The 25,447-nt window shown below is 72.5% G+C and carries 24 protein-coding genes and 3 pseudogenes; 13 read left to right on the top strand and 14 right to left on the bottom strand.

Annotated elements, in window-relative coordinates; translation table 11 throughout:
• Positions 1–36: 36 nt before the first annotated feature.
• Entirely contained in the window at positions 37–1,698 is a 1,662-nt protein-coding gene (locus ABT245_RS17750; protein WP_351734503.1) for an acyl-CoA dehydrogenase family protein, read from the bottom strand.
• A gap of 85 nt (positions 1,699–1,783) precedes the next feature.
• Between ABT245_RS17750 and ABT245_RS17745 the strand changes: the two genes are divergently transcribed.
• Entirely contained in the window at positions 1,784–2,557 is a 774-nt protein-coding gene (locus ABT245_RS17745) for a PaaX family transcriptional regulator C-terminal domain-containing protein (protein ID WP_351734634.1), read from the top strand.
• Positions 2,558–2,590: 33 nt separating this feature from the next.
• Here the strand turns inward: ABT245_RS17745 and ABT245_RS17740 are convergent, their stop codons facing one another.
• Positions 2,591–2,755, bottom strand: coding sequence for a hypothetical protein (locus ABT245_RS17740; protein ID WP_351734501.1), 165 nt, complete (start codon positions 2,753–2,755; stop codon positions 2,591–2,593).
• Between the two features lie 114 nt (positions 2,756–2,869).
• A pseudogene (locus ABT245_RS17735) lies at positions 2,870–3,010 on the bottom strand (NADH:flavin oxidoreductase/NADH oxidase); the annotation flags it as partial.
• Between ABT245_RS17735 and ABT245_RS17730 the strand changes: the two are divergent.
• Positions 3,009–3,197 (top strand): annotated as a pseudogene (locus ABT245_RS17730) (helix-turn-helix domain-containing protein); the annotation flags it as partial. The pseudogenes ABT245_RS17735 and ABT245_RS17730 sit on opposite strands and share 2 nt — an antisense overlap.
• Before the next feature lie 31 nt (positions 3,198–3,228).
• Here the strand turns inward: ABT245_RS17730 and ABT245_RS17725 are convergent.
• The gene (locus ABT245_RS17725; protein WP_351734499.1) at positions 3,229–4,575 is read right to left on the bottom strand and encodes an FAD-dependent oxidoreductase; all 1,347 of its coding nucleotides are present in this window, start codon (positions 4,573–4,575) and stop codon (positions 3,229–3,231) included.
• A gap of 197 nt (positions 4,576–4,772) precedes the next feature.
• Between ABT245_RS17725 and ABT245_RS17720 the strand changes: the two genes are divergently transcribed.
• On the top strand, positions 4,773–5,237 hold the full coding sequence (locus ABT245_RS17720; RefSeq protein ID WP_351734632.1) for a DUF6214 family protein: 465 nt from the start codon (positions 4,773–4,775) through the stop codon (positions 5,235–5,237).
• Positions 5,238–5,654: 417 nt separating this feature from the next.
• Here the strand turns inward: ABT245_RS17720 and ABT245_RS17715 are convergent, their stop codons facing one another.
• A complete protein-coding gene (locus ABT245_RS17715; protein WP_351734497.1) occupies positions 5,655–6,317 on the bottom strand; it encodes a DUF305 domain-containing protein in 663 nt (220 codons plus the stop codon).
• Positions 6,318–6,521: 204 nt separating this feature from the next.
• Here ABT245_RS17715 and ABT245_RS17710 point away from each other — a divergent pair, with 204 nt between their 5' ends.
• Positions 6,522–8,027, top strand: coding sequence for an LVIVD repeat-containing protein (locus ABT245_RS17710; protein ID WP_351734495.1), 1,506 nt, complete (start codon positions 6,522–6,524; stop codon positions 8,025–8,027).
• On the opposite strand, the gene ABT245_RS17705 is transcribed toward ABT245_RS17710, so the two are convergent.
• A complete protein-coding gene (locus ABT245_RS17705) occupies positions 8,012–8,734 on the bottom strand; it encodes a TetR/AcrR family transcriptional regulator (protein WP_351734493.1) in 723 nt (240 codons plus the stop codon). The genes ABT245_RS17710 and ABT245_RS17705 overlap by 16 nt on opposite strands.
• On the opposite strand from ABT245_RS17705, the gene ABT245_RS17700 reads away from it, so the two are divergent.
• Complete coding sequence (locus ABT245_RS17700) at positions 8,642–9,226, top strand: DUF2630 family protein (RefSeq protein WP_351734491.1); 585 nt, start codon at positions 8,642–8,644, stop codon at positions 9,224–9,226. The two genes, ABT245_RS17705 and ABT245_RS17700, sit on opposite strands and share 93 nt — an antisense overlap.
• Here the strand turns inward: ABT245_RS17700 and ABT245_RS17695 are convergent.
• The 4 genes and pseudogenes from ABT245_RS17695 to ABT245_RS17680 all read right to left on the bottom strand — a co-directional run bounded on the left by ABT245_RS17695 (position 9,214) and on the right by ABT245_RS17680 (position 12,281).
• Positions 9,214–9,931: pseudogene (locus tag ABT245_RS17695) on the bottom strand (HAD family hydrolase). The gene ABT245_RS17700 and the pseudogene ABT245_RS17695 overlap by 13 nt on opposite strands.
• Positions 9,932–9,940: 9 nt before the next feature.
• Entirely contained in the window at positions 9,941–10,651 is a 711-nt protein-coding gene (locus ABT245_RS17690) for a phosphatase PAP2 family protein (protein ID WP_351734489.1), read from the bottom strand.
• A 43-nt stretch (positions 10,652–10,694) separates the two neighbouring features.
• Entirely contained in the window at positions 10,695–11,630 is a 936-nt protein-coding gene (locus ABT245_RS17685) for a M56 family metallopeptidase (RefSeq protein ID WP_351734487.1), read from the bottom strand.
• 108 nt (positions 11,631–11,738) lie between these two features.
• Positions 11,739–12,281 carry a DUF5134 domain-containing protein gene (locus ABT245_RS17680; protein WP_351734485.1) on the bottom strand — a complete coding sequence of 181 codons (543 nt, stop codon included), beginning with the start codon at positions 12,279–12,281 and terminating at the stop codon, positions 11,739–11,741.
• 194 nt (positions 12,282–12,475) lie between these two features.
• On the opposite strand from ABT245_RS17680, the gene ABT245_RS17675 reads away from it, so the two are divergent.
• On the top strand, positions 12,476–14,221 hold the full coding sequence (locus ABT245_RS17675) for an FUSC family protein (protein ID WP_351734483.1): 1,746 nt from the start codon (positions 12,476–12,478) through the stop codon (positions 14,219–14,221).
• Positions 14,218–14,784 (top strand): MarR family winged helix-turn-helix transcriptional regulator, encoded by a 567-nt coding sequence (locus ABT245_RS17670; RefSeq protein ID WP_351734481.1) that lies wholly within the window; start codon positions 14,218–14,220, stop codon positions 14,782–14,784. Before ABT245_RS17675 ends, ABT245_RS17670 begins: the two co-directional genes overlap by 4 nt.
• A 93-nt stretch (positions 14,785–14,877) precedes the next feature.
• On the opposite strand, the gene ABT245_RS17665 is transcribed toward ABT245_RS17670, so the two are convergent.
• Positions 14,878–15,264 carry a VOC family protein gene (locus ABT245_RS17665; RefSeq protein WP_351734479.1) on the bottom strand — a complete coding sequence of 129 codons (387 nt, stop codon included), beginning with the start codon at positions 15,262–15,264 and terminating at the stop codon, positions 14,878–14,880.
• Positions 15,265–15,471: 207 nt separating this feature from the next.
• On the opposite strand from ABT245_RS17665, the gene ABT245_RS17660 reads away from it, so the two are divergent.
• A complete protein-coding gene (locus ABT245_RS17660; protein ID WP_351734477.1) occupies positions 15,472–16,011 on the top strand; it encodes a GNAT family N-acetyltransferase in 540 nt (179 codons plus the stop codon).
• Positions 16,012–16,014: 3 nt separating this feature from the next.
• Here ABT245_RS17660 and ABT245_RS17655 read toward each other — a convergent pair whose 3' ends face one another.
• Entirely contained in the window at positions 16,015–16,698 is a 684-nt protein-coding gene (locus ABT245_RS17655) for a glycerophosphodiester phosphodiesterase (protein ID WP_351734475.1), read from the bottom strand.
• 441 nt (positions 16,699–17,139) lie between these two features.
• Between ABT245_RS17655 and ABT245_RS17650 the strand changes: the two genes are divergently transcribed.
• The 5 genes from ABT245_RS17650 (at position 17,140) to ABT245_RS17630 (ending at position 21,797) form a co-directional block, all read left to right on the top strand.
• The gene (locus ABT245_RS17650) at positions 17,140–18,537 is read left to right on the top strand and encodes a DUF6421 family protein (RefSeq protein WP_351734473.1); all 1,398 of its coding nucleotides are present in this window, start codon (positions 17,140–17,142) and stop codon (positions 18,535–18,537) included.
• Between the two features lie 42 nt (positions 18,538–18,579).
• Entirely contained in the window at positions 18,580–19,332 is a 753-nt protein-coding gene (locus ABT245_RS17645) for an SDR family NAD(P)-dependent oxidoreductase (protein ID WP_351734471.1), read from the top strand.
• A complete protein-coding gene (locus tag ABT245_RS17640; RefSeq protein WP_351734469.1) occupies positions 19,329–20,402 on the top strand; it encodes a threonine aldolase family protein in 1,074 nt (357 codons plus the stop codon). The genes ABT245_RS17645 and ABT245_RS17640 overlap by 4 nt, the downstream gene beginning before the upstream one ends.
• An 83-nt stretch (positions 20,403–20,485) precedes the next feature.
• The gene (locus ABT245_RS17635; RefSeq protein ID WP_351734467.1) at positions 20,486–21,058 is read left to right on the top strand and encodes a transglutaminase domain-containing protein; all 573 of its coding nucleotides are present in this window, start codon (positions 20,486–20,488) and stop codon (positions 21,056–21,058) included.
• A gap of 10 nt (positions 21,059–21,068) precedes the next feature.
• Positions 21,069–21,797 carry a B3/B4 domain-containing protein gene (locus tag ABT245_RS17630; protein ID WP_351734465.1) on the top strand — a complete coding sequence of 243 codons (729 nt, stop codon included), beginning with the start codon at positions 21,069–21,071 and terminating at the stop codon, positions 21,795–21,797.
• 846 nt (positions 21,798–22,643) lie between these two features.
• On the opposite strand, the gene ABT245_RS17625 is transcribed toward ABT245_RS17630, so the two are convergent.
• Together ABT245_RS17625 and ABT245_RS17620 are read right to left on the bottom strand one after the other, a co-directional pair.
• A complete protein-coding gene (locus ABT245_RS17625; RefSeq protein ID WP_351734463.1) occupies positions 22,644–22,907 on the bottom strand; it encodes a hypothetical protein in 264 nt (87 codons plus the stop codon).
• The gene (locus ABT245_RS17620; protein WP_351734461.1) at positions 22,904–25,438 is read right to left on the bottom strand and encodes a caspase family protein; all 2,535 of its coding nucleotides are present in this window, start codon (positions 25,436–25,438) and stop codon (positions 22,904–22,906) included. Before ABT245_RS17620 ends, ABT245_RS17625 begins: the two co-directional genes overlap by 4 nt.
• Positions 25,439–25,447: the final 9 nt, after the last annotated feature.

Below are 25,447 nucleotides of genomic sequence, written 5' to 3'. Positions count from 1 at the left end.
GGTGCCTCGTGTGGAGGTTCGGTGGTCGGCGTGTGGTCAGGCCGCGTCGGGTAGCGCGCGGTCCAGGATGGTGTTCAGGGCGGACCCGGCGGGCAGCGTGCCGAACGCGTGTCCCCAGTCCCCGCCCAGCCGGGACGCGCAGAACGCGTCGGCGATCGCGGCCGGGGCGTACCGGACCAGCAGGGATGCCTGGAGTGCCAGGGCCATCGCCTCGACCAGCCGGCGCGCGCCCACCTGGTCGGTCTCGGCCAACCGGTCCTTGAGCCGGGCGACGGCCGCGTCCAGCCGGGCGTCCGCCCCGCGCGCCAGGGCGAGTTCGGCGAACAGGGCGTCCGCCGCGCCCGGCTCCCGGCCGAGTGCCCGCAGCACGTCGAGCGCGTTGACGTTCCCGGAGCCCTCCCAGATCGACAGCAGCGGCGCCTCCCGGTAGTGCCGCGGCATGCCCGACTCCTCCACGTAGCCGTTGCCGCCCAGGCACTCCAGGGCCTCCGCCGTGAAGGCCGGACCCCGCTTGGTGACCCAGTACTTGCCGACGGCGGTCGCGATCCGCCGGAACGCCCGCTCTCCTTCGTCCCCGCGCACCGCGCGGTCCGCCGCACCGGCCAGCCGCAGCGTGAGCGTCGTGGCGGCCTCCGACTCCAGCGCGAGATCGGCGAGGACGTTGCGCATCAGCGGCTGGTCGAGCAGCCGCGCGCCGAACGCGCTGCGGTGGCGGGCATGGTGCCCCGCCTCCACAAGGGTCCTGCGCATCAGGGTGGCCGACGACATCACACAGTCCAGACGGGTGCAGTTGACCATCTCGATGATCGTCTTGACGCCCCGGCCCTCCGGGCCGACCAGCCAGGCCACGGTCTCATCGAACTCCGGCTCGGAGGAGGCGTTGGAACGGTTGCCCAGCTTGTCCTTGAGCCGCTGGATGCGGAACGTGTTGCGGCTGCCGTCCGGCAGCACGCGCGGCACCAGGAAGCAGGACAGCCCGCCCGGGGCCTGGGCCAGCACCAGGAAGACATCGGACATCGGCGCCGAGGTGAACCACTTGTGCCCGCGCAGCGTGTACACGCCGGGCTCGGCGGTGGGGGTGGCCGCGGTGGTGTTGGTCCGGACGTCGGAGCCGCCCTGCTTCTCGGTCATGCCCATCCCGGCCAGCAGGCCGGGCTTGTCGGTGGGTACGCGCAGCACCGGGTCGTACTCCCGGCCGGTCAGCAGCGGTTCGTAGACCTTGGCGAGGTCCGGCTGGGCGCGCAGCGCGGGGACGGCCGCGTACGTCATCGACGTCGGGCAGCCGTGTCCGGCCTCCGCGTGCCCCCACACCAGCCCGCCCGCCGTGCGGGCGACGTGGGCGCCGGGCCGGGCGTCGGCCCAGGGCGCGCCCGCGAGGCCCGCGCCGACCGCGACCCGCATCAGATGGTGCCAGGCGGGATGGAACTCGACCTCGTCGATCCGGTTGCCGTACCGGTCATGGGTGCGCAGCACGGGCTCGTGCCGGTTGGCCAGTTCGCCCCACTCCTGCGCCTCGGCGCTGCCGGCCCGCCGGCCGAGGCGCCGTATCTCCTCCTCGGCCCAGCCCGCACCCTCCCGGCGCAGACCCTCCAGCAGGGCCGGGTCCTCGGAGGCGTCGTACGGGGCCGACGGAGGGGCCTGGTTGGTGACGTCATGGGTGGCGTGCCGCGGCTGCGCGGAAGCGGGTGTCGAGACCATACGGCCATGTTGCACTCACTCAGCGGCTGTAGCAATATTGCAACAGGAAGTCGCCCGTACAGCAGGAAGTCGCCTGTACATGCCCATGCGGATGAACGTGCCGGTGCAGCCCGGCGAGCCGGCCCTGAGGCCGCTGTCCGCCCGGTCGGTGGTGCTGAGCCTGCTGCTCGGCGCCCATCCGCCGCGGCTGCCGGTCAAGGACCTCGTGCGGCTGGTCGAGCCCTTCGGGGTCAGCGGCTCCACCCTGCGGGCGGCGCTCAGCCGGATGGCGAGCGCCGGTGACCTGCGGCGCACGGACACCGTCTACGGCCTCAGCGACCGGCTGCTGGCCCGGCAGCGCCGTCAGGACGACGCGCTGCATCCCGGCACGCGCGCGTGGGACGGCGACTGGGAGATGGTGGTGATCACGGCGACCGGCCGCGGCCCCGCCGAACGCGCCGACCTGCGCGCCCGGTTGACCGCCCTGCGGCTGGCCGAACTCCGCGAGGGCGTATGGCTGCGGCCCGCGAACCTCGACCGCCCGCTGCCGGACGACCTGGAGCGGGCGGCCCAGCACTACACCGCGCGGCCGGAGCGCCCGCCGCGCGAGCTGGTCGCCCTCCTGTGGCCGCTCGACGCCTGGGCCGCCACCGGCCGCGCCCTGCTCGCCCACGTGGCCCGGGCGGACCGTCCCGCGGACCGCCTCACCGGCTCCGCCGCGGTCGTACGCCACCTCCTCACCGACCCCGTGCTGCCGCCCGCCCTGCTGCCCGCCGACTGGCCGGGCACCGCGCTGCGCACCGCGTACACGGACTACCAGCACGAACTCACCGGAGCGGTGAGCGGCCGGGGCAGCGCCGAGGGCCGCTACCCGCGGTGACGGCCCTCCGCGCTCTCTCGCCGTCCGGCGGGCTCACCCGTAGGTGATGCCGGACGACACGTACCGGGTCCGGCGGTTGTCGCAGGAGCGGACGAAGGCGCCGAGGTTCTGCGCCGCGAAGCCCGAGACGCCCAGCGTGCCGCCGCCGCCGACGACGACCTGATCGCCCGGTAGGAGCAGATCGTCGTCCGGGCCCATGCCCAGGGATCCGCGTCCACGACGACCCGGCGCGTCAGGAACAGGCCGCACCTCGGCCCGCGTGGATACGGCGGTCCGGCGGGGCCGTTCCGGCCGCGAGCGGCCCCGCCGTGTTCACACCGAGCGGTGGTACTGGTCCGGCACCCGCACCACGGCGCCCAACTGCCGTGCGGCGTGCCGCGCCCAGGACGGGTTGCGCAGCAGTTCACGGCCCAGCAGCACCGCGTCCGCCTCGTCGTTGGCCACGATCTTCTCCAAGTCGACCTCCACGCACCACTTCCGGGTGCTGCGCGAGTCGGGGGTGATCCGGCAGGTCTACCGGGGCACGGCCAAGATGAACGGCCTGCGCAAGGGCGACCTGGACGATCTCTTCCCCGGGCTGCTCGACAGCCTTCTCGCCGCTGCCGCCCGGCAGGCCGCCCGGCTCGTCCCGGGCGGCTGAACCGGCCTTCGCGGGAACGCGGTTCGTCCGACTACGGGGCCGTCGCGCGGGCCGCCGCCAGAAGCGAGTCCCAGTCGGCCAGCTTGACCACGCGTCGGCCGAGCCGCGCCCCCAGTTCCGCCTCGGCCCGCTCGATCGCCCGCCAGCCCGCCCACTCGACCGGCTCGATCCCCTCGGCCCGCAGCGCCCGCGCGGGATCACGCGGCAGCTCCCGGCGCAGCAGCGCGGGCGCGTCCGCGAGCAGGGCGGCGACCGTCTCCTTGGCACACGGACGGTTGGTGCCGATGACCCCCGTCGGGCCGCGTTTGATCCATCCGGCCACATACTCACCCGGACTCGGCACCCCGTCGCGCAGCACGCGGCCCCGCTCGTTCGGCACCGTGCCGTCGGCCGCGTCGAACGGCAGCCCCGCGAGCGGCAGCCCGCGATAGCCGACCGACCGCAGCACCAATTGGGCCTCGACGGTCTCGAACCGGCCGGTCCCCGTCACCCCGCCACGGCCGTCCGGCTCCGTACGCTCGAAGCGGACCGCGGCCACCCGCCCGCCGTCGCCGAGCAGTTCCACGGGGCGCAGGAAGAAGCGCAGCCCGATCCGGCGCGCCGCGCCGCCGGGCTCCCGCGCCGCCCAGTCGCGCAGCACGTCCAGATTGCGGCGCCGCGGCGCGGGCAGCCCGGACGGATCGGCGTACGCCGGATCCATGGCCAGCTCGGCGGGGTCCACGCCGACATCGGTGCCGGGCAGCGCGCCCAGCTCGCGCAGCTCCTTCGTGGTGAAACGCGCCTGCGAGGGCCCGCGCCGGCCGGCCATCAGGACCTCGGACACCCGGCTCGCCGCGAGCGCGGTCAGCGCGTCCTGCGGCATGTCGGTCGGGCTCAGCTCCGCCGCGGCGCGGACCAGCATCCGCGTGACGTCCACCGCGACGTTGCCGACGCCGATGACCACGGCCGACCGGGCGTCCCGCAGGAAACCGGCGTCGGCGGCGTCCGGGTGCGCGCTGTACCAGGCCACGAACTCGGTCGCCGACCAACTGCCCGGCAGGTGCTCGCCCGGAATGCCGAGGTGCCGGTCGGCGGCGGCCCCCACGCAGTACACGACCGCGTGGTACAGCCCGCGCAGCCGCGCCACGTCCGGCCCGCCGGGGCCGCCGACCCGGACGCCGCCCAGGAACCGCACTCGGTCCTCCTCCAGGACCGCCCGCAGGTTCTGCTGCAGCGACTTGATCTTCTCGTGGTCCGGGGCCACGCCGTAGCGCACCAGTCCGTACGGGCACGGCAGCCGGTCCAGGACGTCCACGAGCACATCGGGGTCCTGCTGGACCAGGCTCTGGGCGGTGTAGCACCCACTCGGCCCGGAACCGACGACGGCGACACGCAACACGGCGGACTCCTAACCCCGGGAGGCGCAGGGGCGCTGGTGGCTCCAGCATTGCACCGCCGGGGGCCCGCTGACAGGGTCCGGCGGGGTGACGGGCGTGCGTGTCTGTTGCCGCCGGGATGTGATCATGCGGTTACTTTGCGTGTGTGCTGGAAGCATCCTTTCTTGATCTTTCCGACCGTCGCCCCGCGGACGGCACGGTGTCGGTGGGGCCCGCGTGGGAGGTACGGGAGAACGAGAGCGCCGCGTCGTGGTTCACCGTCCGACTGGCCTTCGCCGACGGCGCCCGGATCGATGTGCTCGCCGTGGTCTGCGAGGGATGCGTCTTCTTCGAGGACGTCCGGGCCCGGCCCGCGCTGTCCCCGGACGACCTGACGGTGCTGGCCGACTGGATCGAGGAGCCGCTGCTCCAGGCGTGCGGGCTCGGCGCCGAGCCGGGCGGCGAGGGCGGGACGGCGACGGCGGCCCGGGCCCGCCCGGCCTGGCCGCGCGGCGAGGAGGGACGCCGACAGGTCGCCCGCGCGTACCGGGCCGCGCAGGAGGAGGGCGCGGATCCCGTCCTCGCGGTGATGTCCGCGACCGGGTACGGGCGCCGCAAGTCGCTCGTCCTGATCGCACAGGCCCGTGACGCGGGCCTCCTCCCCCCACGCCACGCACGCCGCTGACCACCACGGCGCGCATGCCGCCGACCCCCGCCTCCCACCCGCCGTCGGTCCGCCCCGACGGGCGGGACCGGCCCAGTCGGAGGGTGGTTCGGCCCCGCTCACGCGCGCCGTCGGGTCCGACCTCACGGGTGGGGCGGCCCGGTCCGAGGGTGAATCGGTCCCGCCTCACGCGCGCCGTCGATCCGGTCGTACGCATGGCTCGACCCCGCATGGCGCATGGCGCCGACCCCACGTCATGCCGAGCGCAGGCCTCGGGCCTTGCCGAGCGCCGACCCCGCACCGTGTGGGGCACCGGCCCTGCGCCATGTGGGGCACCGGCCCCGCACCGTGTGGGCACCCCACCTCACGCGTGCCGTCGGGCCGGTCTGGCGTGTGGTGCCGGCCCGTCCGTCCCGGCGTGTGCGTGGGTGCTCGGCGTCATTGCATGGCTCGCATGCGGGCGATCTCGCTGGTCTGCTGGGCGACCACGTCGTCGGCCATCTCCTCGATCCGGATGTTGTTGCCCTGCCCCTTGACGTCGGTCGCCATGGTGATCGCGCCCTCATGATGGGTGATCATCAGCGTCAGGAACAGCTCGTCGAACGCCGTGCCGCGTGCCGCGCGGAGCTTCTTCAGCTGCGCCTCGGTCGCCATCCCCGGCATCGCGGCGTGGTCGTGTCCCTCGGGCCGCTCGTCCTTGCCGTGCGAGGTCAGCCAGTCCCGCATGGCGGAGATCTCCGGGCCCTGGGCCGCGGCGATCCGCTCGGCCAGCCGCTCGACCTTGGACGACTCGGCGCGGTCCGGGACGAGTTCGGTCATCTCCAGGGCCTGGGAGTGATGCCGGATCATCATCCGCGCATAGTCGACGTCCGCCGAGTTGGGCGAGTCGTCCTCGGCGCGCTGCTCGGCGGCGTCCGCGGCGGACAGAGTGCGGTTCTGCTCACCCGGCTCTCCCGGCACGAGGACCGAAGGCCCGGCCGACGCGGGCGACTCGGCCTCCGAACCGGAGTCGCAGCCGGTGAGCCAGAGCGCGGCGAGCGCGGCGAGCGCGGCCAGCGAGGCTGTGGCGAGGGACGCTAGGGACGCTCGGTGGTGGGGCACGACGACCTCCTGTGGCAGGCGTGGTGGGTGGCTGCTGGCCGACCCATGGTGAGTGCCGAGGAACGTTCTGGCACCCTATGGCGGCTCACTGATCAAAAGCCTTCATTACGAGTTCGTTGCCCCCTGTTGATATGTCCATGATGAAGACGATACTTCGAGTGGTGCGTGACCCGTTCCGACGTGAACGGAACCAGGGAGGAAACAGTGATCCTGTTGAACGAAGCCCGAACGCGGCGCAGACACTTGGGTGTTGCCGCTGCGGCCGTGGGGCTCCTCGCGGCGCTGCTGACGGCCCGTCCGGCCGTCGCGACCCCCGACCCGGGGGACGGCACGGCCGTGCGGGACGACCTGTCCGCGAGCGCCCGGGCCGAGGTGCGCGACGCCATCGCGAGCGGTGAGATACCCGGCCAGGACGAGGTCGTCCACTCCGCCAACATCGAGCATCTGACCAACATCCCCAAGGACGCGCTCCCGGGGACGAACTCGGACCTCGCCTTCCAGGGCAGGTACGCCTTCGCCGGCAACTACGACGGCTTCCGCGTCTTCGACATCAGCAACCCGAAGGCGCCCAAGACGGTCGCCCAGGTGCTGTGCCCGGGCTCGCAGAACGACGTCTCGGTCTCCGGCAACCTGCTCTTCCTGTCCACCGACTCCTCGCGCAGCGACAGCAGTTGCAACAGCACCACCCAGCCCGCGACCGAGAAGTCCTCCTGGGAGGGCATGAAGGTCTTCGACATCAGCGACAAGAAGAACCCGAAGTACGTCGCCGCCGTCGAGACCGCCTGCGGCTCGCACACCCACTCGCTGGTGCCCGAACGCAAGAACGTCTACATCTACGTCTCCTCGTACTCGCCGAACGCCGCCTACCCCGACTGCCGGCCGCCGCACGACGGCATCTCCGTCATCAAGGTGCCGCGCGGCCACCCGGAGAAGGCGGCGGTCATCGACTTCCCGGTGCTCTTCCCGGGGGAGGGACCCGACGGCGGCGGCAACCCGGGCGCGCCCACCAACCCGGGCGTGTCCAAGACCACCGGCTGCCACGACATCACGGTCCTGCCCTCGCAGGACCTGGCGGCCGGTGCCTGCATGGGCGACGGCATCCTGCTGTCGATCAAGGACCCGGAGCACCCGAAGGTCATCGACCAGGTCCAGGACAACGTGAACTTCGCGTTCTGGCACTCGGCGACCTTCAACCAGAAGGCCGACAAGGTGGTGTTCACCGACGAGTTGGGCGGCGGCGGCGCGGCCACCTGCAACGCGGCCATCGGCCCGAACCGCGGCGCGGACGGCATCTACGACATCGTCGGCAAGGGCGACCACCGCAAGCTGGTCTTCCGTAGCTACTACAAGATCCCGCGCCACCAGGCGGACACCGAGAACTGCGTCGCCCACAACGGCTCGCTGATCCCGGTCAAGGGCAGGGACATCATGGTCCAGGCGTGGTACCAGGGCGGCGTCTCCGTCTGGGACTTCACCAACTCGTCGAAGCCGAAGGAGATCGGCTACTTCGAGCGCGGCCCGCTCACCACCGATCAGCTCGCGGTCGGCGGTTCCTGGTCGGCGTACTACTACAACGGCTACATCTACTCGAACGACATCGCCAAGGGCTTCGACGTCCTGAAGCTCAGCGACCGGCGCACGGATCCGGCGGCCCGGATCCGGCTGGACGAACTCAACGTCCAGACGCAGCCGGACTACTTCGGCCGATGAGCCGGATCCGGTAGACGGGGCCGGTCCGATTCCTCGGGCCGGCCCGCCGGTTCCTCGCCGGTGGCGAAGAACCGCGACAGATCCGAGGCGCACCTGCCGCCCGGCGCCGCCGCGGCGTCCGGCGGAACGCCCATCTCCCAGTCGAGCCGGTAGCGCTCGAACAACTCGGCCCGCAGCACCGGGACCGGCATGGGCACGCCCGGCACCAGCGCCGCGTACACCGCGCCCATGAGCAGCGCGCGCAGCATGGGGTAGTCGGCGGTGACGTCGTGGGAGCCGTACCGGCCCACCGTGTCGCTCAGCAGCTCGGACAGCCGCCGCTGCTCGGGACACTGGACGAAACCCTCGGCCTGCAACAGTCCGGCCATGTGCTGGCGCATCAGGACGGGCCGGTCGCGTGCCAGCCCCAGGATCGCGTCGATGGCCCTCGCCAGTCGCTCCCGGCCGTCCTCGGTGTGCGGCTCGCGCTCCAGCGCCTCCTCCAGCGTGCGGTGCATCAACCGGTGCACGGCGGACTGCACGAGCTGGCGCTTGCCGGGGAAGTAGTACGACACCAGTCCGCGGGCTGAGCCCGCCCGGTCCGCGATGGCACCGAGGGTCGTGGCCTCGAATCCGTGTTCGCCCACCAGCTCGACCGCGGCCTGCAGAAGCCGCTCGCGCGAACGCCGCCGCAACTCTTCATTGACCGAGGCGCTGCGCGGGGACATGCTGTAACTCCTGCGTTGACTGGCTGCCAGCCAACTATACTCAACGCAACAGGCCCTGCCGATGCACGGGCCTGTCCAGGGCTGCCGTCCGTCCGGGGCGACGCGGGGGATCGCCTCGGCGGGCGGCGTGCCCTGTCCGGCACTTCCGGTACGAGGGGGCCGCACCCTTTCCGTACCCGTCTCGCACAGCGGCCCGCCCGTCTCTGCCGTGGGCACGGGCGGCGAGCCGAGGAGGCGGGTGGACACGGAACAGGACCGACGGATCCTGGCCAGGATCCCGAGAGGGTCGAGGGCGAGCGCAAGCTGCGGGAATCGCTCGCGTCCGGCGAGATCGGCGGCGCCACGGAGCGGCGGCAACTCGGTGAACCGGAGCGCGGACTCGACCAGTGCCGGGACCTGCTGCACCGGCGCGGGGCCGAGTCCGAGTCCGGCGAGAACCCGGACGACGCGCGGGTGCGGCCGTCGTCCCAGGTCGGGGACTACCGGTGCTGAACCGGCCGGCCGGACCCGCCCACCAGCTCCAGCACCGGCAGCAGCGCGTCCGGCCGCTCGGCCACCGGCAGATGGTCCACGAAGTGCACCCGGCAGCCCAGTGCCGCGGCGCCGCCGTCGGCCGGCCGGCTGTCGCCGACCATCAGGGCCTGCGCCGGTGGCGCGCCGAGCGCCTCGCAGGCCATGGAGAACAGCCGCGGGTCGGGCTTCTGCACACCGTGCTCGTACGACAGGACGTACGCGTCCACATACGGGTCCAGGCCGTGCGCGCGGAACACCGGACGCAGGTCCCAGCCGATGTTGCTGACCACGGCGACCGGCACACCACGCTCCTGGAGCGTGCGCAGCACCTCGGCGGTGTCCGGGTACGGGGACCAGGCGGCCGGGGACATGTGCCGCTCGTACAGCGCGTCGTGCAGTCCCGGATCGGGCAGCGGCACGCGACGGGACACGGCCGTGTAGGCCGCCCGGTGCAGCTCGGCGCTCTTGTCGCGGACGGCCCACAGCTCGGCCAGATCCTCGGGCAGCCGCGCCGGTGCCGCGCCCCCCCGGCAGCGCACCGGCCGTCTCCAGCGCCCGCGCCGCCTCGGTCAGCTCCGGTTCGGTCAGCGTCAGGGCCGCCTCGGCGAGGACGGCCCGCAGCCACGACTGGGTGGACTCGACGCGAAAGAGGGTCCCGGAGAAGTCGAACAGCACGGCAGGCATGCGGGGATCTTACCGGTGCGCGGTGCCCGGTCCACCGCCCCGTTCCAGGCCCCTTGCGTACACCAGCGCCGCGAGCGCCACGACGAGCGCGCCGAGCAGCCAGCCGCCCAGCACGTCCGAGGGCCAGTGCACGCCGAGCCACACCCGGGTCAGCCCGGCGCCCAGCACACAGACCGCGGCCACGGCGACGGCAGCGCGCCACACGGTCCGTCCCGCGCCCCGGTGGCGCAGCAGCCACAACAGCAGCCCGCAGACCACCGTGGCGGTCATGGCGTGCCCGGACGGGAAGGCCGCGTAGTGCGCCGAGTCCACGGGGTCCGGCCAGACGGGACGGGGACGGCCCACGGCGGCCTTCAGGGACTGCTGGAGTGCCGCGCCCAGCGCGCAGACCACCGCCAGCCACAGCGCCGTCCACCAGGCCCTGCGGCGCCACACCAGCCACCCGGCCGCCGCCGCGCACACCAGCCGCATGGTCAGCGGGTCCCACACCCAGTCCGTCAGGATCCGCGAGGTGCGGGTGAGGCCGTGCTCCGTGACCGCCCAGCGGTGTGTGGTGCGGGCGATGTCGCCGTCCAGCGCGACCAGGGGGCGCCACTCGGCCGCGACCAGGGCGAGCAGCACGGCGGAGCAGGCCGCCAGGGCGAGGGCGACGCGGGTCGTGCGGACGGTGGTGCGATGGTCCCAGGCAGGGGGCGGGGAGTCCGTGGAGGTTCGGCGCATGGGGTGATCTTCGCGGACGCGGGGCGCGGGCGGGCGGAGCGGGTCAGCCGAGTGCCCGCAGCCCCGGCACCAGCGTCACCAGCACCGGGATCACCGGCGCCAGCGCCGCGGCGGCCGTCAGGCGCAGCCGGCGCATCGCGGTCAGCCGGTCCGGGGGCGAAAGCAGCCGGTGCACACGCTGCGGGACATGGGCCTGCGGGGCGGGACCGGGGCCGAACACCCCGCGGTCCTCGTTGAGTTCGACGAGGGCCAGCGCGGTGGTGAGCCGGCCGAAGCGACGCGATGCCATGTCGTCGGCGGCCAGTTCGACCAGCCGGTGCATCTCGTCGCGGAACGCGGCGAACACCGGCACCTGCGGAAAACCGTCCGCGAGCGCGTCCGAGCAGTGCAGCAGCCAGTCGTGCCGGGCCATGGCGTGACCCTGCTCGTGGGCGAGCACGGCATCCAGCTGCCGCCCCTTCAGACGGCGCAACGCGGCCGTGGTGACGACGAGTTGCGGTGCCGCGCCGGGCAGCCACCAGGCGCCGGGCCGCTCGCCCTCCAGCACGACGAGTCGGCCGCCCACCGGTTCCTCACCGGGCAACAGCGGGGAGCGCACGAGGAGTTGGGCCCGCCGCCGGCGGCGCCGCGCCCTGGCCCGCAGCACCTCGCGGACCAGCATCGCGCCGCTCCACAGGCCCGCGCCGGCCAGCGCCAGCGCGGTCGCCGCCGCCCAGGGGCCGGCCGCGCCGAGCGCGTAGGCGTCGACGACGGCGCGCGGTGCCGGGGCGAAGACATGCCCGCGGACCGCCTGCCAGGCGGCGGCAGCGCTCAGCGTCATCGACAGGGCGCAGCACAGCAGTACGGCCGCCACGACGCACTGCCACACCCACAGGGCGACCACCGGTTCCCGGTCCGGCCAGTCGGCCCGCGCGAGCAGCCGGGGGGCGACGACGGCGGTCAGCGCGCCGAGCAGCAGCAGTGCCGCGGGGACCATCATGGTCAGCACCCTATGAGCGGTGGACCGCTCAGGGGTACGGTCCCTCGCCGCAAAGTGACGCAGACAACGTTCGCGCCCGGCGTCGGGGCGTGCTCGGCGGGTTCCGGGTCAGAGCGTCAGCAGCATCGCCGTCATCCCGATGGCCATCGACAACCGGCAGGCCAGCGCCAGTTCCGGGCGGTCGCCCCAGCCGGGGCCACCGCCCGCCGCCGCGGCGACCGGGACCAGGCGCACGCCCGACAGCAGCACATAGCCGGTGAAGTAGAGGAGCAGTAGCCCGGTCACCAGGGGGACTCCGCCGCCGTGCGCGTGGTGGGCGGAGCCGGGGGCGGCGGCCATCACGGCCGCCATGTAGACCATCGCGGCGGCGCCCACGACATGGTGCAGATGATGCGGTCTGCTGCGCGCCGCCCACAGGGCGCGCAGCCCGGCCGCGCCGAACACGATCGCGTACCCGGGCCACGCCCACGACGGTGGGGTGAACACCGTGGTGGGCACGGCCATCGCCGCCATGCCGAAGCCCATGAGCGCCTCGCCGCCCGCCGAGCGCCGCTGTTCCGGTACGGCGCTGCGCATCCGCAGCAGGCAGTAGGCGCCGGTGAGCGCGCACAGCGCGACCAGCAGCCAGCCCGCTGAAGCCGGTCCGTGCACACGCCCTCCCCGTTCCTGGTCCCCGCCCGGCGCTCGCCGTGCCGTCGAGGGTGCGATGCCCCGGGTACGAGGCGCGCACGCAAGCGCAAAGGCGTACACGGGGAGCATTCGGCAGAGCGCGGCAGGTGAGGCAGGTCGCTGCCAACGTACAGGGAGATTTACTTTACGAGTAAAATACATGCTAAGTTGGTCGGATGAGCAGTGCGACCACCCCCGCCCGCCTTCCCCTCGCCGGGGTGCTGCGCCTCGGCCGGCCGTCCGACATCTGGTTCAAGCCCGCGCTGAGCGCGGTCGCCGCGGCCGGCCCGCCGAACCTGACCCTGCTCGCGCTCGGCCGCCTCGACCTGGCCGTGTACACGATGGCCGGTTCCCTGTGCGCGCTCTACGCCCACAACCGCCCCTACGCCGCCCGCGCCCGGGCCCTCGCCTGGGTGGTGCTCGGCATGGTCGGCGGCCTCGCGGTCGCCCTCGTCGCCGCATCCCTGACCACGGACCCGGTGGTCCTGGTCACCGTCGGCGCGCTGATGGCCGCCGTGCACAAGACGCTCTGCGACGCCACCCGCATCGGCCCGCCGGGGAATGTGATCCTGACCTTCATCAGCTCCGCCTCGCTGTTCGCCCCGCAGACCCTCGGCCAGACCCCCGGCCACGTCGGTCTGGCCCTGGCCGCGGGCGCCCTGGCCTGGCTGGTCGGCATGGCACCCGGACTGCTGCGCCCGCACGGCCCCGAGCGGCGCGCCACCGCCCACGCCCTGCACACCGCCGCCGACTACGCCGCCGCCGACTACGCCGCCGCCGACTACGCCGCCGCCGGCGGCACCGGCGACGGGCATACGGCGGCCAGGGCGGCGACGGCCGCCGCCGTGCAGAGCGCCTGGCAGTCGCTGCTGTCCACCGGGGCCCCCACCGACCGCACCCGGCGCGCTCTGGAACGCCTCGTCGTCCGCGCCGAGGTCGCGCTCGCCGCACCCGCGGACGCGGACCCGGACCAGTTGCGCGCCTGGGCCCGCGGCCTGCGCGGCACCGGACGCGTGCCGCGGGCCGGCCTCCCGGCGGCGGCCGAAGAGGAACTGCTCGGCGTGGCCGCCGAGAGCGCCGCCCCGCACCGCCCGCTGCGCCGCCGACTCGCGCCGCTCGCCCCGCTCGCCGTCCGCACCGCCCTCGGCTGCGCCCTCGCCGGATACGCCTCCCTCGCCCTCGGCGTCGGCCGCCCCTACTGGGCCCTGGTCACCGCGGCCGCCCTCTACCAGGCCAACATCGCCCTCACCTGGCGGCGCGGCATCCAGCGCGTCGTCGGCAACCTCGTCGGTGTCCTGGTCTTCGCCGCGGTCGAACCCGTCGCGCACCTGCACCCGCTGGCCCTGGTGCTGTGCTGCCTCGCCTGCACCTTCGGCGCCGAGGCCCTGATGGGCCGCAACTACTGGCTCGGCAGCGTCTGCGTCACCCCGATGGCGCTGCTCATCACCGAGTTCACCCGGACCCAGGACTCCGCGGAGCTGATCACCGACCGGGTGCTGGACACCGTCGTGGGCGCCCTGGTCGGATTCGCGGCGGCCGTCGTCGTCACCAACCGCCGCGCCGGCGACCGCGTCGAGCAGGCGCTGACGGCCGTCGAGCGGGCCAGGGAACACGCCGCGCGGCTGCTCGCCGAGCCACGGCCCGCGCCCCGCGACCTGGAGACCGCCCGGCGTGCGCTCGCCGGTGCGCTCGCCGACCTGCGGGCCACGGTGGACGCCGCGTCCGGAGAGTGGTGGCAGCGGGCCCTGCCCCAGGAGCGGGTCGTGCTCGCCGAGCGGTCCGGACACCGTACGCTCGCCGCGACGGTACGGCACCAGGGGCCGCACGCCGGGACCGCCCCGAGCGCCGAGCAGCCGGCCGGGCGGCCGCGGGCGGTGCCACAGGCCCGGACGACAGCGACAACGGAGGACGGACGGCCATGACGGCGACCAACGGACGACCCGCGGCCGGGTACGACACGGCGGGCGGCAGCAACGCGGCGGGCGGCGACACGGTCGCCGCGGTCGTCCGGCAGTGGCGGACCGTCCACCCCGACCTGGACACCGGCCCCATGGAGGTGATCGGGCGCATCAACCGCTGCGCCGCCCTGCTCCAGCAGGCCGAGGACGCGCCACTGCGCCGGGCCGGCCTCAGCCGCCCCGAGTTCGACCTGCTCGGCGCGTTGCGCCGCACCGGGCACGAGCTGACCCCGAGCGAGCTGGCCCGGGAGACCTTCTCCTCGGGCGCCGCCGTCACCAAACGCCTCAAGCAGCTGACCGAACGCGGCCTGGTCGAGCGGCGCGGCGACACCCGCGACCGCCGCGTCGCCCACGTCCGCCTCACCGACTCCGGACGGGCCCTGGTCGACGGCATCCTGCCCGAACAACTCGCCTACGAGACGGCCGTCCTGGCCGTCCTCGCCCCCGAGGGCCAGGACGAACTGGCCGGACTGCTCGCCGAGTTGCTGAGCCGTCTGGAGGGCCGGATGGGCGCCCTGCGCGCCTGACACCCGGTCACCGCCGCCTTCCCGGAGTCAGGACGGGCCCGAGCGAGCGTGCCGGGCCGGCCGACGGCAGGCGGCAGCGGGGCCCCGCCGGACTCACGGCCGGTACCGCAGGGGATGGTCCGCCGGTACCTGGACCAGGACGATGCGGACGCCGTCCGGGTCGGCGATCCATGTCTCGATCAGGCCCCACGGCTCCCGCACCGGCGGGCGGACGATCTGCACGCCCTTCGCGCGCAGCTCCGCGTGCGCCGCCGTCGCGTCCTCGACCTGGAGCCACAGCTGCAGCGCCGGGGACGGCGGGGTGTCGGACCGCCCGGACACCTCCAGGAAGCCGCCGCCGAGGAAGTAGACCGTCCCGCGCTCGGGACCCGTGCCGAACTCGCGGTAGACGGCGAGGGCGAGTTGCTCGCCGTAGAAGACCCGGGAACGCTCGGGGTCGGTGGGCCGCAGAAGCGTCCGACTGCTCAGTACATGCACCATGCGCCCGCACCCTAGGCCCTGTCGTCGGCATCCCGCCCGCGACGCGACGCACGCCCCGCGCGCTTCCAGCGCACGCGCCCGCGCAGCGCGGCGAAGCAGGAAGCCCCGGAAGGGTCGGACGACCCGGGCCGGAATCCCTGGACTTCGGGCCGAGGAGTACGTCAACCTCGTCCGAGCCGAGCCGTCCCAGATCGGAGACCCCTGCCCATGGACACCGCCGCCACCGGACTCACTTTCCGCGACGCTATCGACGCCGATGTCGACGTACTGGTCGCGCTGATCGAATCGGCCTACCGCGGCGAGGCCAGCCGGGCCGGGTGGACCACCGAGGCGGACATCCTGGAGGGCCAGCGCACCGATCCCGAGGGCGTGCTGGAGGTGATCAAGTCGCCCGACAGCAGGCTGCTGACGGTGTGGCGCGAGGGCCGGCCGGTCGCCTGCTGCCAGCTCGAACACCGCGGCGACCACGCCTACTTCGGGATGTTCGCGGTCAGCCCCGGCGAGCAGGGAGCGGGCCTCGGCAAGCTGGTCCTCGCGGAGGCGGAGCGGCAGGCCCGCGAGACCTGGGCCGTCACGGAGATGCATATGACGGTGATCTCCGTGCGCGAGGACCTCATCGCCTGGTACGAGCGCCGCGGCTACCGCCGTACGGGACGGATGACGCCGTTCCCGTACGGCGACGAGCGCTTCGGCATCCCGCGCCGCGACGACCTGCGCTTCGAGCTGCTGGTCAAGGAACTCCACTGACGCTCACGCCGTGAACCGGCCGGTGCGCTTGATCTGAGGGTAGTCCGTCGTCGCGCCGTCCAGTTCCAGGGCCCGCACCAGCCGCAGGTGTTCCTGGGTGTTGACCACCCAGCCGATGATCCTGAGGTCCGCCTTGCGGGCGTGTTCCACGACTTCCAGGGTCAGGCGCCGGATGTCGAGGCAGACCGTCGCGGCGCCGGCGGCGACGGCGCGTGCCACGACGTCCGTGCCGTAACGGCCGGCGATGAGCGCGGTGCGCACGCCCGGCACCAGCCGCGCGATCTCGGTGATCGCCTCGTCGTGGAACGAGGAGACCTCCACCCGGTGGGCCAGGTCCCGCCGGAGCAGCACGTCGGCCAGCGCGCGGGCCGCCGCCACGTCCTTGATCTCGGCCTGCAGTGGCGCCTTCACGGCGTCCAGGACGTCCTCGAACACCGGGACGCGCTCGCCCCGGCCCGCGTCGAGCGTGCGCAGCTCGGCGAGGGTCTTCTCGGCGATCGGGCCGGTGCCGTCGGTCGTGCGGTCCACCTCCGCGTCGTGCATGACGACGAGGGCACCGTCCTTGCTCAGGTGCAGATCGAGTTCGATGGCGTCGAGGCCGGCCTGCTGGGCGGCGACGAAGGAACGGAGGGTGTTCTCGGGCTCTACACCCATGACCCCGCGGTGACCGATGGTAAGGAGGTTCAAGGTTCGACTCGCTTTCCGTCGACGGCGGCTCGGCACACGCGCGGACCGGACGGACGTCGTTGTCCACGCGGCGGAATCGCAGCCTAACCGCCGGGTCTGCCGTTGAACCCGCGCGTACACGGGGGATCGGGGTGACGGGCGGCGCGGTTCCTCGCCCGTACCCCCGGGTGGCCGTCACCCTGGCGTGGGCGAGTCCGGCCCGCGGTTGACCGACCGGATCCCCTGCCCCGCGGGTCCGCGCCCCTGCCCCGCGCCATCGTCCCGCCGGCCGTGCGCCGAATCGCCGCGCGAAGCGGAAGCGGGCGTCCTCGCGGTTGATCGCAGGAAAAACAGCGGTGAAGATGCGGTGCCGCAGAATAATTTCCCGAGACTCCTCTTGCTAGGAGAAACCCCGCATGCATACGGTGTCCTTACGCGAGGTTCTCCCGTGGAGGTTGGGGCATGACGGAAATTCTTGTGCAGGCGGGTGCGGGGGAGCAGACTTCTGCGGCGTCCAGGGTGATCGAGCACCCGGCGTGGCCCGTGCTCAAGGATGCCGTGGAACGGATCCGGCCCTGGCAGTCCAAGGACGGGTCGATCGACTTCGACGCGGAGGGCGCCCCCGACCCGGCCGACGCCGCGGCGGCCGTGCGCGGCGTCATCGGCGCCGTCGAGCGGTTGTCCCCGCTGCTGCCGCACGACGCCGCCTACCACCAGGCGCTCGTCCAGGACCTGCGCCGCTGGGCCGGCGAAGGCTTCCGGGTGCCCGACTTCCTGGACTCGCTGCTGGCCTTCCAGCCCGCCGCACAGCGCGCCGACGGCCTCCAGCACCTGGTCGTCTTCCCGATGTACACGCAGAACGGCAACCCCGACCGCAACCTGGAGGCGGTCGTGTTGCGCATGGTCTGGCCCGACTGGCTGGCCGAACTGGAGCGCACCCGCTACGACAACCCGCTGTTCTGCGGCATCACCTTCGAGGACTTCACGGCGGGCTACGACACCAACTCGGCCGTCCTCTTCCCGGAGACCATCGCCGTGCGCGAGGCGCCGGAACGGTTCTCCTGGGGCGGCATCTTCTGCGACCGCGAGGCCGCCCGCTTCCGCCGTGTGACCGCGGCGGCCGTCGACCTGCTGGGCCTCGATCTGCCCGAGGACATCGCCGCGATGGTGCACGACCAAAAGCGCTGCGAGGAGGCCTTCGTACTGTGGGACATGGTGCACGACCGCACCCACAGCCACGGCGACCTGCCGTTCGACCCGTTCATGATCAAGCAGCGGCAGCCGTTCTGGATGTACGGCCTCGAAGAGCTGCGCTGCGACCTCACCGCCTTCAAGGAGGCCGTCAAGCTCACGGCCGACGGTGTCGCGCAGGCCCGGGACGTGCAGTACGCGGTGCTCTTCGACCGCATGTTCCGCTTCCCGGTCACCGGCGAGCGCGTGCGCAACTACGACGGCCTCGGCGGTCAGCTCCTCTTCGCGTACCTGCACCGCCACGACGTCGTCCGCTGGACCGACAACAAGCTCTCCATCGACTGGGAGCGCGCCCCGCAGGTCACCAACCAGCTGTGCGCCGAGATCGAGAAGCTCTACCGCGACGGCATCGACCGCCCCAAGCTCGTCCATTGGTTCGCCGGCTACCAACTCGTCGCCGCCTACCTCGCCCCGCACCCGGGCTCCAAGTGGGCCAAGGGCCCGGACGCCCTCGACCTGACCCTGCCGCCGCGCAAACTCGTGGACGACGTGCTTCCGGACGAGTTTCCGCTGAGCATGTTCTATGAGGCGTTGTCCAGGAAACTGAAGAACGTGATCGCCTCGACCCGGGGCATCACGGGGGACGGCGCCGGGCGGGTCGCCGCGTGAGCGACCGCACCGTAGAGACCCGGCGGGCTTAAGGAGGCGAAGATGGGGAACGGGAACGGGGAGCTGAGCGGCGCGGTCATCGCGGTGGCGGGCGCGGGCGGACCCGCCGGCCGGGCGGCGCTGCGCAGGCTCGCCGAGGCGGGGGCGACGGTCGTCGGAGCGGACAACGACCCGGAGCGGCTTTCGGAGGCCGTGGACGCGGCCCGCTACGCCTCCGGCGGCGCCAGGGTCATCGGCGACACGGTGGACCTGCTCGACCTGCAGTCCACCCGCGACTGGGCCACCCACATCGAGAAGGACTTCGGCCGGGTCGACGGACTCGTGCACCTCGTCGGCGGCTGGCGCGGCAGCGAGACCTTCACCAAGACCAGCCTCGACGACTGGGACTTCCTCGAACTGCTGCTCATCCGCACCGTGCAGCACACCTCGCTCGCCTTCCACGAGGCGCTGCAGCGCAGCGAGCGCGGCCGGTACGTGCTGATCAGCGCCGCCGGTGCCAGCAGGCCCACCGCGGGCAACGCGGCCTACGCCGCCGCCAAGGCCGCCGCCGAGGCATGGACGCAGGCCATGGCCGACTACTTCCGCAAGGCCGGAGGCGCCGAAGGACCGACGTCGGCGGCTGTCATCCTGGTGGTGAAGGCGCTGGTGCACGAGGCGATGCGAGCCGAACGCCCCAACGCCAAGTTCGCGGGCTTCACGGACGTCGGGGACCTGGCCGAGGCCATCGCCGAGATCTGGCGGAAGCCCGCAGCCGAAGTGAACGGACACCGTCTGTGGCTGACCGAGAAGCCGTGAACCCTCCGAGGACCGACGCCCGTCGCCATCACGACCCGCAGGTCCGCGGTTTCGCCAGTGACAACTACGCCGGGGCGCATCCCGAGGTGCTCGCGGCCCTGGCGCTGGCCAACGGCGGTCACCAGGTCGCCTACGGCGAGGACGCCTACACCGACAACCTCCAGCGGATCGTCCGCAGCCACTTCGGGGCCACCGCGGAGGCATTCCCGGTCTTCAACGGCACCGGCGCGAACGTCGTCGCGCTCCAGGCGGTCACCGACCGCTGGGGCGCGGTGATCTGCGCCGAGAGCGCGCACATCAACGTCGACGAGGGCGGCGCCCCCGAGCGGATGGCGGGACTGAAGCTGCTCACCGTGCCCACGCCGGACGGCAAGCTCACCCCGGAGCTGATCGACCGGCAGGCGTACGGCTGGGAGGACGAGCACCGGGCGATGCCGCAGGCCGTCTCGATCACCCAGAGCACGGAGCTGGGCACCGTCTACACGCCCGGCGAGATCCGCGCGATCTGCGAGCACGCCCACGCGCACGGCATGACGGTGCACCTGGACGGCTCCCGGCTGGCCAACGCGGCGGCGTCTTTGGATGTGCCCCTGCGGACCCTGACCAATGCCGCCGGCGTCGACATCCTCTCGCTGGGCGGGACGAAGAACGGGGCCGTGTTCGGCGAGGCGGTCGTCGTCATCAACCAGGACGCGGTGCGCCGTATGAAGCATGTGCGCAAGATGTCCATGCAGCTCGCCTCCAAGATGCGTTTTGTCTCGGTGCAGTTGGAGGCGTTGTTCGCCAAGGACCTGTGGCTGCGCAACGCGCGGCACGCCAACGAGATGGCGCAGCGGCTCGCCGAGGGCGTGCGCGCGGTGCACGGGGTGGAGATCTGCCATCCGGTGCAGGCCAACGGTGTCTTCGCCCGGCTGCCGCACCGGGTGGGCGAGCGGTTGCAGCAGCGGTTCCGGTTCTACTTCTGGGACGAGGCGGAGGGCGTCGTGCGCTGGATGTGCGCCTTCGACACCACCGAGGAGGACGTGGACGCGTTCGTGGCGGCACTCAAGGAGGAGATGGCCCACCAGTAGGCGGCCCCGCATTCATGCATAGGTATGCGGTCATCTGAAAAATAATTGACTCTCGGGTGATCGTATTCCTATGCTCTACGGGTATGGAGCTGATCCAGAACACGCCCGACCTGTCCGCCTATCTGGCCGCGGACGAGGTCGTCGACCATGACCACCCGGTGGTGCGCGAGACGGCCGCCCGGCTGGCCGCGGAGGTCCAGGACTCGTATGCCTATGCACGAGCCGCCTTCGAGTTCGTACGCGACACGATTCCGCACTCCCAGGACGCCGGCGATCCGCGGGTCACCTGGCGCGCCTCCGACGTCCTCGCGCTGCGCACCGGCATCTGCTACGCGAAGGCGCACGCGCTGGCCGCGCTGCTGCGGGCCGAGGACATCCCGACGGCGCTGTGCTACCAGAAGCTCGATGTGGTGCACGGACTGGTCGCCGTCCGGTTCAACGGGGCGTGGCACCGGCAGGACCCGCGCGGCAACAAACCCGGCGTCGACGCCCGGTTCTCCCTCGATGGCGAACGGCTGGCCTGGACGCCCGATCCCGAGTCCAATGAGGTGGACTATCCGGTCCTGTACGCTGAACCCCACCCGGCCGTACTGCGCGCCCTGAAGACCGCGCCCGACCGGGCCCACCTCTGGAAAACGCTCCCCACCGCACTCTGAGGCGAGGCAGATGACTCTCACGCTCACCGTGTCCGACGAGGTCCGCGCCCTCGCGCCCGGTTTCACCCACATCGCCATCGAGGCGCACGACCTCGTGGGCGGGCCCAGCACCGAGGCGACCTCGGCGCTGCTCGACGACGCGGCCCGCCGGCTCGCCGCCCGCCTGGCCGGGCGCGCCCCGCACGAGGACCCGCACATGGCGGCCTGGCGGCAGGTGTACACGGCGTTCGGCGCCAAGCCGTCCCGCACCCGCAACTCGGCGGAGGCACTGGCGAAAAGAGCCCTGTCCGAGTCCGGACTGCCCCGGATCAATCTGCTCGTCGACCTCTACAACGCCGTCAGCGTCGCCCATCTGATCCCCGTGGGCGGTGAGGACGCCGAGCGCATCGAGGGCGCCATGCGGCTCGTGCGCGCCACGGGCGAGGAGGACTTCGTGACCGTCGCCGGGGGTGAAGAGGTGATCGAGCACCCGGACGCGGGCGAGGTGGTGTGGCGCGACGACGCGGGCGTGACCTGCCGCCGCTGGAACTGGCGCCAGGGCCCCCGCACCCGGCTCACCGAGCGGACGGCCTCCGGTGTCTTCCTGCTGGAGGGCCTGGCCCCGATGCCGGTCGCCGCGATCGAGCGGGCCGCCGCCGAACTCGCCGAACTCCTGGAGAAGTTCAGCCCCGGCGCCCGGATCGCCATCGGCACCCCGGAACCCGACAAGACGCCAGACGCTCCGCTGGATGCGCCGTGATCTGCCGTCGATCGGCTGCGGGGCTGTCGTGGCCGGTCGCGCGGTTCCTCGCGCCCCTTTGGGGCGGTGTCGTGGCGTCGGGGACGGATGTCCGCTGAGTGCTCCGCTGGGGTGCCGCGGTGTGTTGTCGGTGGGCTGCGGGGCTGTCGTGGCCGGTTGCGCGGTTCCTGGCGCCGCTTTGGGGCGGTGTCGTAGCGTCGGGGACGGACGTCCGCTGGGTACTCCGCTGAAGGCGCGGTGATCTGCCGTCGATCGGCTGCGGCGCCGTCGTGGCCGGTCGCGCGGTTCCTCGCGCCCCTTTGGGGCGGTGTCGTGGCGTCGGGGACGGATGTCCGCTGAGTGCTCCGTTGGGGTGCCGCGGTGTGTTGTCGGTGGGCTGCGGGGCTGTCGTGGCCGGTTGCGCGGTTTCTCGCGCCGCTTTGGGGCGGTGTCGTAGCGTCGGGACGGACGTCCGCTGAGTGCTCCGCTGTAGGCGCGGTGATCTGCCGTCGATCGGCTGCGGGGCTGTCGTGGCTGGTCGCGCGGTTCCTTGCGCCGCTTCAGGGTGGTGGGCGGCGGCGTGGCGGGGAGCGTCTCGAACGCGCTCAACGGCACCGGTCGGCTCAGCTCCGCCACCCGCGCCCGGGTCCGTGCCGTGGCCGCGGCCCTCGGCTGCGCAACCTCGTCGCCGCACCGGGGCTCACCCTCGCCGCCCCCACCGCGCGGACCGGGCCCCTCGGCCGCGAAGCCGCCGGCTGCTTCGCAGGTCGTCGGCGCGGCCACCGGCACGGTCACGCGCTCTTCGTCCTGCCCGCCGACGTCGACGACGGGCACCGGTGGACGCTGCCCGTCGCCGGGCGTCCCTCTTCACCCGCCCTGCGCCGCGAGGTGTTCCACAGCCTGGCGGGTGCCGGCGGCGTAGCCGTTGTCCACCCATGTCTCGCGTGCGCCGCCGCGCCGGGCGTCCGTCGAAGACCAGCGGGAGGCGGCGCCCGGAACATCGCCTTGGGAGGCTGTCCGCGCGCCGACCACTACGCCCGCACCTGCCACGGCGCCCACCGCGCCGAAAGCGACCACGTTGCCGCGGACTTGGAGCAGGCCGATCCGTTCGCGGCCGCCACCGGCTTTCACGGAAGCCGAGTCGGGCGTTCCTCCGCCCTGCCCTGGTCGGTGGGGTGATGTGTGGTCTGGACCGTACGGGGACTGGAGTGAAAGCGCTCCGGGGCGAACCTCTGCAGCGCGACGTCCAAACGCTCGGGGGAGATGCGCAGAGCACCCTTCTGGTGAAGGCCGACGATGCGGAGCCGGGCACCGGTCAGGTGGGCTCCTAGCCGCCAGAAGCCGCGGTAACGGAAGGCGTCCTCGGGACGAAGCCATATGACCAGGTCGTCGGGCCTGCCCTTGCCGGACGCCGAGGGGATGCGCTCTATCGTGTGGATGTGGCCCCAGGGAATGGTCATCCGGCGCGAGCGAGAGCTGAGAGTGAACGCCCGGTTGTCGATCTGCAGGGTGAGAGGGGTCCGTAGCGTGATGAAGGGAAGGCAGAAGGCGAGCACCAGCGTGTAGTCCATCACGGCTGTCAGCCAATGGGCGGCGGAGCGGTGGTGCAGTACCGGATCCATGGCGATGCCGCTGAGGACGGCGCTCGCTGCGACGGCACCGATGAGTGCTGCCCAGGTGCCCAGCCCCAGGAAGTCGCCTTCGTAGTGGGCCCTTTCCGTGTCGTCCTGGATGACTCCGTACTGCGGGCGAGGGTCGGGATCCCAGATGTCCCCGGCGTGCCGAAGGATGGTGGTTTCGATTTCCCTGCGAGAGATTCCCATGGAGATGAGGTCGCAGACGAGGACTCCGCCGAGGCGGGCTTCGATGGGTGCCAGCAGGGTGTGAACGCCGGCGCGCGGGCGCGATGACGGCAGGTCACGCGGCTTGAGAAACAGGGCTCCGGTCGCTGGAGTGTCACGCCGCCAGGACATGATTCCCACATGGTCGATCTGGTCCCAGGACCAGCGGCGAGTACCGCTCCTGCTCTGGTGTGTGATGCCGTCGGCGCCGATGGTCAGGCCGGCGCGGTGCCGCAGCAACAGGGCGGGGATCAGCACAGGGACGAGGAGGAACAGGGTCCACAGGCTCAGCGGGACGAACGCCCAACCGTAGCGGTGTGCGGGGATGGTGACGGCGATGGTGAGGGAAGGGATCAGGGCGAGAGCGGTGAGGGCGAGAGCGAGTACGCCGAGGCGCATGCGACGCGTCGCACCTTGCAGCGTGGCGGCGGGGACCGGGGCAGGTGCCGGTGCCGGTGCCGTGTATCCGGCGCGCTGCGCGGCCGGCGTCTGGGCCCAGAGGCCGCGGGGAGCAAAGCGTTCGAGGGCCTGGTCGACGTCGTGCGGCGCGCAGTGGAGACGGCCGAGATCGGCGACGCACGAGCCGTCGAGCTTCCACCTTCGCCCGGCACGCCGGGCCGACCGAGGAAGCTGAGGAGGTGTTCGATCGCGTAACTGGAGTATGAGGAAGAAGCGTCCGTGCCCGTAACGCCGCTGCGGCACCCATTCGACCGTGGCCTTGAGGACGCGGTGCCAGCCGTATCGGGCCACACGGCCTCCCGAGCCGCGCCGCACCTGGACGCCCTCCGCGGAGATGTGCAGTTCGTACGGGGAGAACAAACGCCGGTACCCGAGCCAACCCACTCCCAGCGCCGACAGAAAGCCGTAGGCAGCCATACCCAGACGGGGATCTTCATCGGGCGTGTCACTCGTGAACACCTTGTAGACCAGGAGGGGATCATCGACCGCGGAGCCCCACGCCGCGAGGACCAGCATGCCGGCGAGCAGGGGAAGGAGCGCGGTCAAGCAGCCGTAGCGTTTGGTGAAGCGCACCGTATCGTCCGCGGGCTCGGCTGGTGTGTTTCGAGCCTGTTCCGGTTGCGGCTGCGGCGGGGGATCGGCTGACGACGGGCACTGCGCGTTGTGGGCCAGGGGCACTGTGCCGGCGGTGTTGCCCGCGTTCATGCTCGGTTGGGGTTTACCGTGCTGGATCAGATTTCGCCGGGCGACCTGGAAGACGGTGTTGGCATCCAGGAGTGGGGGTCCGTCCGGAACACCATGGGTCAGGATGTTGAGCAGTTCACCCGTGAAGGCGGTGTTGGGCTGGTCCGGTTCGGACAGGGCTTCTTTTGAGGACGCGGCCAGGACACAAGTACCCTCAGCCGTGGCTTTCTCGGCGAGGTCGATCTCCTCGCCCCTCATGGTCGCACGGCCGGCGTAGCAGCAGTCCAGGACGACGATCCGCAGCCTGGCGCGAGACTTCTGGATCTCGCGGCGCAGATGTTTGTACTCGATTCCGGCCCACACGGTGTGTGGGCGGCTGTCTTTGTGGGTGAGGAAGAACTCCTCCTCGTCGGAATCGATCTGGCCATGGCCGGCGTAGTAGACCAGCAGGGCTTCGGTCGCCTGCGCCGCTGCTTCCTGCACCGCGCCGAGTACCTTCTGGGCATCGGCCGGATCGGAGATGACGTGGCAGTTCTCCTCAGGCAGGTTCCATGACCGGGGGCTGGTCAGCAGGCGCCGTAGATCCGTCAGGTTGCGCTCTACGTTGGGCAGGTCGTGAAAGTGGCGGTAGTGGCTGACACCGATGAGTACGGCACGGCTCCCGATGGGGCTGGGCATCGACGCCAT

Origin of the sequence: Streptomyces sp. NPDC001508 (assembly GCF_040298665.1) — a bacterium.
Lineage (GTDB): Bacteria > Actinomycetota > Actinomycetes > Streptomycetales > Streptomycetaceae > Streptomyces.
Note: the sequence above shows the minus strand (reverse complement) of the source record. Positions and strands in the feature narration are given on the sequence as shown.

Bases quoted from the DNA above. Each gene is read 5' to 3' on its own strand.
- ABT245_RS17630 (WP_351734465.1), top strand. From the start codon at position 21,069: ATGACTCTCACGCTCACCGTGTCCGACGAGGTCCGCGCCCTCGCGCCC.
- ABT245_RS17665 (WP_351734479.1), bottom strand. From the start codon at position 15,264: ATGGTGCATGTACTGAGCAGTCGGACGCTTCTGCGGCCCACCGACCCC.
- ABT245_RS17670 (WP_351734481.1), top strand. From the start codon at position 14,218: ATGACGGCGACCAACGGACGACCCGCGGCCGGGTACGACACGGCGGGC.
- ABT245_RS17690 (WP_351734489.1), bottom strand. From the start codon at position 10,651: ATGCGCCGAACCTCCACGGACTCCCCGCCCCCTGCCTGGGACCATCGC.
- ABT245_RS17685 (WP_351734487.1), bottom strand. From the start codon at position 11,630: ATGATGGTCCCCGCGGCACTGCTGCTGCTCGGCGCGCTGACCGCCGTC.
- ABT245_RS17745 (WP_351734634.1), top strand. From the start codon at position 1,784: ATGCGGATGAACGTGCCGGTGCAGCCCGGCGAGCCGGCCCTGAGGCCG.
- ABT245_RS17705 (WP_351734493.1), bottom strand. From the start codon at position 8,734: ATGTCCCCGCGCAGCGCCTCGGTCAATGAAGAGTTGCGGCGGCGTTCG.
- ABT245_RS17750 (WP_351734503.1), bottom strand. From the start codon at position 1,698: ATGGTCTCGACACCCGCTTCCGCGCAGCCGCGGCACGCCACCCATGAC.
- ABT245_RS17650 (WP_351734473.1), top strand. From the start codon at position 17,140: ATGACGGAAATTCTTGTGCAGGCGGGTGCGGGGGAGCAGACTTCTGCG.
- ABT245_RS17740 (WP_351734501.1), bottom strand. From the start codon at position 2,755: ATGGGCCCGGACGACGATCTGCTCCTACCGGGCGATCAGGTCGTCGTC.
- ABT245_RS17620 (WP_351734461.1), bottom strand. From the start codon at position 25,438: ATGCCCAGCCCCATCGGGAGCCGTGCCGTACTCATCGGTGTCAGCCAC.
- ABT245_RS17635 (WP_351734467.1), top strand. From the start codon at position 20,486: ATGGAGCTGATCCAGAACACGCCCGACCTGTCCGCCTATCTGGCCGCG.
- ABT245_RS17660 (WP_351734477.1), top strand. From the start codon at position 15,472: ATGGACACCGCCGCCACCGGACTCACTTTCCGCGACGCTATCGACGCC.
- ABT245_RS17675 (WP_351734483.1), top strand. From the start codon at position 12,476: ATGAGCAGTGCGACCACCCCCGCCCGCCTTCCCCTCGCCGGGGTGCTG.
- ABT245_RS17645 (WP_351734471.1), top strand. From the start codon at position 18,580: ATGGGGAACGGGAACGGGGAGCTGAGCGGCGCGGTCATCGCGGTGGCG.